Origin of the sequence: Nonomuraea sp. NPDC059007 (assembly GCF_042740555.1) — a bacterium.
Taxonomy (GTDB): Bacteria; Actinomycetota; Actinomycetes; order Streptosporangiales; family Streptosporangiaceae; genus Nonomuraea.
The window spans coordinates 267,694-275,446 of record NZ_JBHYJD010000012.1 but is presented as its reverse complement, the minus strand read 5'-3'; the positions used below and the strand labels follow the sequence as shown (position 1 = coordinate 275,446).

At 68.6% G+C, this 7,753-nt stretch carries 8 protein-coding genes; 4 read left to right on the top strand and 4 right to left on the bottom strand.

What is annotated here, in order from left to right:
- The coding region (locus ACFWY5_RS22445) for a transposase (RefSeq protein WP_379634029.1) at positions 1–587 on the top strand (587 nt) is incomplete at its 5' end.
- A gap of 15 nt (positions 588–602) precedes the next feature.
- Here the strand turns inward: ACFWY5_RS22445 and ACFWY5_RS22440 are convergent.
- A complete protein-coding gene (locus tag ACFWY5_RS22440; protein ID WP_379634027.1) occupies positions 603–1,040 on the bottom strand; it encodes a hypothetical protein in 438 nt (145 codons plus the stop codon).
- Positions 1,041–1,183: 143 nt separating this feature from the next.
- Between ACFWY5_RS22440 and ACFWY5_RS22435 the strand changes: the two genes are divergently transcribed.
- Entirely contained in the window at positions 1,184–1,960 is a 777-nt protein-coding gene (locus ACFWY5_RS22435; RefSeq protein WP_379634025.1) for a MerR family transcriptional regulator, read from the top strand.
- Between the two features lie 201 nt (positions 1,961–2,161).
- On the opposite strand, the gene ACFWY5_RS22430 is transcribed toward ACFWY5_RS22435, so the two are convergent.
- Positions 2,162–2,836, bottom strand: coding sequence for a TetR/AcrR family transcriptional regulator (locus ACFWY5_RS22430; protein WP_379609189.1), 675 nt, complete (start codon positions 2,834–2,836; stop codon positions 2,162–2,164).
- 572 nt (positions 2,837–3,408) lie between these two features.
- Between ACFWY5_RS22430 and ACFWY5_RS22425 the strand changes: the two genes are divergently transcribed.
- Positions 3,409–3,897: a DUF6326 family protein gene (locus ACFWY5_RS22425; protein ID WP_379634023.1), complete on the top strand. Its 489-nt coding sequence runs from the start codon at positions 3,409–3,411 to the stop codon at positions 3,895–3,897.
- A 197-nt stretch (positions 3,898–4,094) separates the two neighbouring features.
- Here ACFWY5_RS22425 and ACFWY5_RS22420 read toward each other — a convergent pair whose 3' ends face one another.
- The gene (locus ACFWY5_RS22420) at positions 4,095–5,054 is read right to left on the bottom strand and encodes a GlxA family transcriptional regulator (protein WP_379634020.1); all 960 of its coding nucleotides are present in this window, start codon (positions 5,052–5,054) and stop codon (positions 4,095–4,097) included.
- A gap of 231 nt (positions 5,055–5,285) precedes the next feature.
- Between ACFWY5_RS22420 and ACFWY5_RS22415 the strand changes: the two genes are divergently transcribed.
- Positions 5,286–6,515 carry an MFS transporter gene (locus ACFWY5_RS22415; RefSeq protein WP_379634018.1) on the top strand — a complete coding sequence of 410 codons (1,230 nt, stop codon included), beginning with the start codon at positions 5,286–5,288 and terminating at the stop codon, positions 6,513–6,515.
- On the opposite strand, the gene ACFWY5_RS22410 is transcribed toward ACFWY5_RS22415, so the two are convergent.
- Positions 6,481–7,647, bottom strand: coding sequence for an erythromycin esterase family protein (locus tag ACFWY5_RS22410; RefSeq protein ID WP_379634016.1), 1,167 nt, complete (start codon positions 7,645–7,647; stop codon positions 6,481–6,483). The two genes, ACFWY5_RS22415 and ACFWY5_RS22410, sit on opposite strands and share 35 nt — an antisense overlap.
- Positions 7,648–7,753 lie beyond the last annotated feature (106 nt).

The following is a 7,753-nucleotide window of genomic DNA, read 5'->3' as shown; positions in this document are numbered from 1 at the left end:
TGGTCGCGCGCGGCCTGTCCGGCGTTCAGCTGGTCGTCTCCGATGCCCACCGTGGCCTGATCGAGGCGATCGGCGCCGCCCTGCCCGGCGCGTGCCGGCAGCGGTGCCGCACCCACTACCTGCGCAACCTGCTCACCACCGTGCCCAAGAGCGCCCAGCCGTGGGTGGCGACCTTGGTGCGCACCATCTTCGACCAGCCCACCGCTGAGCAGGTCCGCACCCAGCACGCCTGGGTCATCGACGCCCTGGAAGCCAAGTACCCCGCCGCCTGCGAGCATCTGGACGCCGCCCGCGAGGACCTGCTCGCCTTCGCCGCCTTCCCCCGCGAGACCTGGCGCCAGATCTGGTCCAACAATCCCCACGAAAGGCTGAACAAGGAGATCCGCCGCCGCACCGACGTCGTCGGCATCTTCCCCGACCGGCCCTCGATCATCCGCCTGGTCGGCGCGGTGCCGGCCGAGCAGACCGACGAATGGACCGAAGCCCGCCGCTACATGGGCCTGGACGTTCTGGCCAAAGCCCGCATCCGGCTCATCACCGGCGACACACCGGCCCAGAACCCGCTCCCGCGGACACTTACCGCTTAACCTGCAGAAACAGGATCACGCGAAGATCGATTCATACACCACGTCCGTGGACGTGACCGCCGGAGCCCGAGCCACACGATCTCCACGTTCGCGCAGCTTCGCAGCCACAAAGGCCTCCAACAGGTCGAGATGACGGATGTTGTAGGCCCACAGCACGTGTCCGCAGCAACTCGCCTGCAACCACACCGGCCGCTGGAAGAAGGGATCGACGGGGCCGCCGACGAGAGCGAAGCCAAACGCCTCGTCCTTGACGTAACCACACTCCCTGCAGCGCAAGCGTCTGCCGTATGCAGCCGTCTCGCTGTCCTTAGTGATCCCCGGATGTGCCAAGACGACAGCACACCCGTCGCACCGAGGACAGCGCACCAGCACCTCGTCGATGAAGTCGTACCCGTACTTCCGTTCGCGCCGGTCTCGGAACCGGTCACCTGGATCCGATGCACTCGCTGTCACCCGATCAGCCTGCCAGAGGCCCATCGCGATGCGGAGCCGAGCGCCAACGTGCCGGTTCAGATGGAACGGCTGCGGGCTATCCTCGCCCCTGTGATGAGTGAGGGGGACTGTGGCCGTTCGTGGTCTGGAGGTGTGCTGAGGCGATGGTGGATGGGCTGACGATCGGTCAGACGGCGGCGTTCGTCGGGGTCACGATCAAGACCGTGCGGCACTATCACCGGCTTGGCCTGGTCACCGAGCCGGAGCGTGACAGTTCTGGGTATCGGCGGTATCGGTCGGCGGATTTGCTGCGGCTGGTTCAGGTTCGGACGCTGGCTGAGGCCGGAGTGCCGCTGGCTGAGATCGGTGACCTGCTCGACGCTGACTCCGAACGGTTCGCCACCGCCTTGGATGACGTGCATCGCCGGCTCACCGAGCGTATCGAGGACCTGATCGCGCGGCGTGACACGCTGCACCGTCTCGCTCATGGAGACCGGGTTCTGCTGCCGGATCGGGCCTGTGCGGTCTTGGACAGGCTTGTCGAGCTTGGGTTCGGTGCCGAATATGTGGCTGCGCAACGGGAGGCCCTGGTGCTGGCCCGCGCGCTGGTGCCGGGGGTCTTCACCAGCTTTCTGCAGCAGCTCGAACAACGGCTCGACGATCCCGAGTTCGTCGAGCTGACCAAGCGTGGCCTGGACGCCAGGTCTTGGGAACCTGACGACCCGCGGATCGAGGAGCTGGCGTCCGCGCTGGCCGACAAGCTGCTGGCCGACCGCGCGCTGCTGACGATGCCGGACGGATTTCAGAACCAGCCTGACGCCGCCTCCCGGTACGGCCTGGTCAACCATCACCGCGAAGACCAGGAACCGGCTCTCGCGCGGCTCAACGCGCTGGTCGAAGCCAACCTACGCGCGGCCGGCATCCAGCTCCCGCGCCAGTAGAGGCGCCGGTCTGCTCGACGACCCGTCGGTTTGGGCTGCGTTCGGCGATCCCCAGGTCGGCGCCATGGGCGACGACCGTGTTCTCGTGGGCTGAGGCCGCGAGCACGACGACCGCGATGACCAGGCCCAGCACGTCTGCGGCCAGGCCGGTCGTGGTGGCGGGTGCTCAGTCACCGCGCCATCCCAGCACGACCACAAAATTCACGTAGGCACTCTCAGGGGTTCGAGGGCGGCCAGGACGAGGTCGAGGCCGAAGGTGAACTCCTCCGCCGGGTCGTAGCCGGCAGCGGCGAGCACCGCGGCGGACTCGTTGAGGTAGGGGAACTCGTCAGGAGGAATCTGGGGCAGGAAGACGTCCTCGGTCACGTCCGCGAACTCATCGGCGGTGTCGAACGGCAGGCTGGCTTCCTGCAGGGCGAAACCGTATACATAGCTGTCGAGCAGCCAGTTGGCGTGCGTCGCCATCAAGACCGGGAAGCCGGCACGCCGCAGGCAGGCGGTGACCGCTTCGCGGTGGCGGAGGCTCGCGGGCCCCGGCGATGTCCGCGACTCCATCAGGCCGATCGCCCATGGGTGGCGGGCGAGAACCTGGCGGGCGGATACCGCCCGACGTCGCATCGCCGACTGCCAGTCGGTCTCTTCGGGTGGGAGCTCGATCTCCTCGAACACGACGTCGATCATGGCGTCCAGCAAGTCCTCCTTGCTCGCCACGTAGTAGTAGAGCGACATCGCGCCCGCGCCGAGCGCGCGAGCCAGCTGGCGCATGCTCAGCTCGCCGACCCCCTCGCGGTCGGCGAACCGGATCGCCTCGACCACCACCCGCTCCTTGCTCAGCCCCGCATCTGACGCGGTCTGGCGTCGTTCCCTTGCGGACAACGGGTCTCCTCGCTCCCTCGAACCGCTTGACAATCGTTCAGCGTACAGCCATCGTACACCGTACTAAGTACGATGTACGAACCAGCGAGTAGCAGTTCGGACGCGAGGAGGTTTCCGTGGGAATCGAGCAGCGATCGCATGCCGGAGCATGCCTGGTGCCGGGGGCGAGTCCGGCCGGGGCGACGACGATGCGGGCCGCCCTCAGCGCTCGAGTCGTCCGAGGCCGGGCTACCGCTGCCCGGTCGAGGCGATGCGGTCGTCCAGGTGGGCGCGGACTCGGAACATCCTGGCGCCGGCTTCGTCATGACCGGTGAGCCGTACGTGGTGCGCTCGGCGTTCAGGCTCCGCCGGCCGCGCCGGCGGTGCCCACCTCGGCCATGGCGGCGTTGCGGGCATGCGCAAGATCGCGAACGTTCGACCGGGCCAGACGGTGCTGGTCACGGACACCTCTGGGCCGCGTGGGCTCCTTCGCCGTACAGATCGCCAAGGCGCTTGGCGCCGGGAACCCGACGAGAACGCCTCAACCTGCCGCCACTCCGGCGGACGGATCGCTCCTCTCGAAAGAAGAACCGATGAACATTCAGACGAGAAGCCCGAACCTGCTCGACAACCCGCCGGTCCCCGTGCAGGTCAAGCTCGCCGCCGCATGGACCAGCTTCATGTTCCTCTACATCTACGTCGACTACTTCCACCTCTACAAGCCCGGCACCGTCGACAACATCCGGGCCGGCGTCGTCTTCGAGTTCGACATCAGCCCGACGTTGCTGACCGTGATGCTCGCGTCCGTGGCGATCCCGGCCGTGATGGTGATGCTCTCCATGACGCTGCCCGCCCGGGTGAACCGCGCCACGAACCTCGTCGTGGCATCGCTCTACATCCCTTACTCGGTGTTCAACGCGGCAGGGGAGTCCTGGGACTGGGCCTCCTTCTACGGCCTTTCCATCGGAATCGAGGTGCTGCTCCTGGGCTTCATCCTGCGCTCCGTCTGGGCATGGCCGCGAATCTCCGCCGTCCCGGCCGGTCCCGAGACGGCCGACCTTCGACAGGACCTTCGACAGTAGGCGTCCGTGTAAAGCCCGCCGCCGCGGACGCCGGGCCGACCATGACCAGCTCAGTGGCGGTATACGCGGAGAACCTGCTCACGAGCGGTCCGGTGTCCGCGCCAGTGGTGTGCGACGACTGGCGTCGTTCTACCTGGATGACACTCTGATCGACCTTCCATGAGGTACGGGCCGCGCCCCGCCGTACCCGCGCTATGTCAGCGGAAGGAGCGGCGGTAGGCGGCTGGGGTGGTGTTGAGGGCGGTGTGGAAGCGGCGGCGCAGGTTGACCGCTGAGGAGAGGCCGACGCGGGTGGCGATGGTTTCGACCGGGAGGTCGGTGTCTTCCAGCAGTGCGCGGGTGGTGGCGAGGCGGCGTTCCAGCAGCCAGCGGGCCGGTGGGACGCCGAGTTGGTCGGCGAACTGGCGGGTCAGGGTGCGGGGGGAGACGCCGGAGAAGGCGGCCATGTCCTCGACGGTGATGGGGTTGGACAGGTTGGCCAGGAGCCATTCCAGCAGGCCTGCCAGGGAGTCGGGCATGGGGCCGGTCGTCGGGAGGGGAGGGTACTGGCGCTGGCAGCCCTCGCGGCGTGGTCCGGCGGCGAGCTGGCGGCCGATGCGCATGGCGTGGGAGGCGCCGTGCTCCTGGAGTACCTGGTGGAGGCAGAGGTCGAGGGTGGCGGCCGAGGCTCCGGCGCTGGCGACGTCGCCGTGGTCCACGTAGATGACGGTGTCGTCGGGGACGATGCGGGGGTGGCGCGCGGCCAGGTCGGCGCTGAGTTCCCAGTGGACCGAGGCGCGGCGGCCGTCGAGCAGGCCGAGGGCGGCGGGGATGTAGATACCTGCGCAGACCGCGACGATCCGGCCGCCTCTGGCGTGGACTCCGGCGACGGCATCGAGTACGGCGGGCGTCGGCGAGACCGTCCAGCTGGCGATGATGACGGTGTCGGCGGTGTCGAGGGCGTCGAGGCCGTGTTCGACGTGGATGGGGCTGCCGAGGGTGGTGGTGAGCGGGCCGGGGCGTTCGGCGCAGAGGCGGAAGCTGTAGTGCTGCGGGATCTCCTGCCCCTGGTAGCCGAAGACCGCCGACGCCGAGGTGACCGGGTAGAGCTCCTGGTTCTCACCGACCAGTGCGACGACGCGGTGCGGGTTGGGCGGGGGCGGCGCCGGAGGACACACCGGGAGCGTGATCGGGGGCCGCGTTGACGGCGCCGCCGGGGGTGCCCCTGGATGTGAGAGTGCGGGTGGCTCTGGGAGTGCGGGCTCGGGTCGCGAAGGGAGTGCGGGCGCGGGTGGCGTAGTGAGCGGGGGCGCGGGTGGCGCTGAGGGCATGACGCAAATGTACCTAATGATGTCATCTGCGACACCGGTGGTCTGATCTGGAAATATCCAGACTTGTTGCTTATGTGGATGAAGAGTTTCACCCTCTACTTCGGCGCCCGGACGATATCGTTGCTCGGTGACGCCATGATGCCCGTAGCCGCAGCCCTCGCGATCGGTCAGGTGTACGGCATCGCCGGTGTCGGCTATGTGCTGGCCGTCTGGACAGCTTCCGCGGTCCTGGTCATGCTCTTCGGCGGCGTCCTCGCCGACCGGTTCGGCGCCAGGACCGTGATGATCGGCGCGGACGTGTTGCGTGTGTTCAGCCAGGGCGCGGTGGCGATCGCCTTTCTCGACGGCGCCCCGCCGTACGCCCTGTTGCTGGCGATGGCGTTCTTGTCCGGCATCGGGGCCGGGATGTTCGAGCCTTCGGTGAACGGGATGGTGCCGCTCGTCTCCCGGGATCCGCAGCGGGCCAACGCCACCCTGAAGATCGCCGAAGCGATCACCCACCTGGCCGGACCGGCGCTGGCCGGGATCCTGGTGCTGGCGGCCGGTCCGGTCTTCGTCTACGCCTTGGACGCGGGAACTTTCCTGGTCAGCGCGGTGCTCCTGCTGCTGGTCCGCGTGGCCGTACCCAAGCCGGAGCCCTCGGACGTGCTGAGCGATCTGCGCCGAGGGTGGCATGAGTTCAAGGCCAGGAGCTGGATGTGGTCGGTCATCCTGGTCTGGGTTTTCTGGGGGGTTCTGGTGATCGGGCCGTCGGTGCCGCTGTCGTCGCAGGTCATCGGGGCCGACTACGGCTGGGTGATGGCGGCGCTCGGCTTGGGCACGGTGGCCGGCGGGCTGGTCGCGATCCGGCTCCGGCCGGGGCGGCCGCTGGCGGCGGGGGCGGTGGCGTTGTCGGGGTATGTGGCGGTGCCGTTGACGGTCGCCCTCGGGCCGCCGCTGCCGGTGCTGATGGCCGGGCACGTACTCGGGGGGATCGCGCTGGCGTTCTGGTCGGTGATGTGGACGACCAGCGTGCAGACGCAGGTGGCGCCCGATGTTCTCAACCGGGTCTCGGCCTACCAGGTGGCCGGGTCGGTCGCGGGGATGGCGGTCGGCCAGGCGCTGGCCGGACCGGCCGCGTTGCTGGTCGAGCCGCGTACCTTCCTGCTGGGCTCGGCGATGGTGACCGTCGGTGTGGTGGCCGCGTTGCTGCTGATCAGGCCGGTACGGGACCTGGGCCGACGGCCGGTCGCGGGCGAGCCGGTCCCGGTCCGCCCTGGCGCCGCGGAGCCGATCACGATTTCTCGGCGCGGTGGGCGACCTCGCTGAGGAAGACGATGCCGTCGATCAGCCCGAGGTGGGCCGGGTCCAGCGGGAAGTAGGCGAAGTCGTGCGAGTTGCGCGGGGTCGGCCGGGTGAGAGCCTCGGCCAGGGGGCGGGCGTCGACGAGGGTGCGGTCCCAGGGGAGCGCGGACAGGATGCCCTCCACGGTGTCCGGGGGCGGGACCTCGGTGTCGATGGTGCCGAGGGCCGTGGCCAGGAAGGTGTAGCGGTCGCCCAGGTGCGTCTCGGCGATCGCCCCCGCGCCGAACCACTCCAGCGTCTGGTCGCCGAAGCTCATGGCGGCCTTGTTGCGCTGCAGGTGGAGGTTGTGGCCGAAGATCAGGGCCGGACCGAGTTCGGCGATCGCGCGCAGGTTGGCGGCCATCATCACGTCCCGCAGGCTCGACAGCCGGCTCCACCGCGCCGGGGACGCGTCGGCCATCCAGTAGTGGTAACGCAGCAGTCCGGTGGCGGTACGCCCGTACAGTGCCGCCATCTCCCTCTCCGCCACGCCCAGCCCCGGCGCCTGCGTGTCGAGCAGCGCCACCAGGTCGTCGGCGATCAGCCGCAGCCGCTGCGCCTCGGCGGACTGGCCGATCGACTGGGACGGATCCATGGCCGAGTCCTCGTTCGACCACCGGTCGTCCTGGCCGAGCAGCGTGTCGAGCGTCTCCCTGGTGCAGGGGAGCGGATCGTCGAGGAGGTCGTAGAGTGCGGTGAGCGCCTGCCGCGGGCTCGCCGCCCAGTACTCCAGCGGGCCGTCGAAGCCGAAGAACCGGATCTTTTCCTCATGCTCCTCGTTGTACGCCCGCATCCATCGCACGAGTTCGCGGTTGCCGGGGAAGGCGCCGAAGCCGTGACTGAAGCCCCGCTCCATGGCCTCGTCGAGGGTGCCGGTTCCCTTCGTTACGTAGTCGTCCACGATCATGCCCATGAGACAGTCGCTTTCGAGCGCGATCGATCGGTAACCCTCATGTTCGACCAGGTGCCGGAAGATCTCGTTGCGCAGTTCCGGCAGCGCGTCCACACGATGGGTGGCCTCGCCCAGGCCGAGGAGCAGGGGCCGGGTGGGCAGAGACTGGAGGAAGGTGGAGATGGCCGCGCTGTCGAGGGGACGGGCTATGTCCTTGATGTCCATGGCTTCAACGGTATCGTTGAACCTTCGGTTGAAACTTTGCCGGGAAAACGGTGGCGTACGCCCCAGGATACCTTCAATCGGAGAGGGAGAGGCGGGATGAACAGTC

What these genes read in the sequence shown, in the direction of transcription:
- ACFWY5_RS22410 (WP_379634016.1), bottom strand. Translation starts at nt 7,647, where the DNA reads ATGGACATCAAGGACATAGCCCGTCCCCTCGACAGCGCGGCCATCTCC.
- ACFWY5_RS22425 (WP_379634023.1), top strand. Translation starts at nt 3,409, where the DNA reads ATGAACATTCAGACGAGAAGCCCGAACCTGCTCGACAACCCGCCGGTC.
- ACFWY5_RS22415 (WP_379634018.1), top strand. Translation starts at nt 5,286, where the DNA reads ATGAAGAGTTTCACCCTCTACTTCGGCGCCCGGACGATATCGTTGCTC.
- ACFWY5_RS22435 (WP_379634025.1), top strand. Translation starts at nt 1,184, where the DNA reads ATGGTGGATGGGCTGACGATCGGTCAGACGGCGGCGTTCGTCGGGGTC.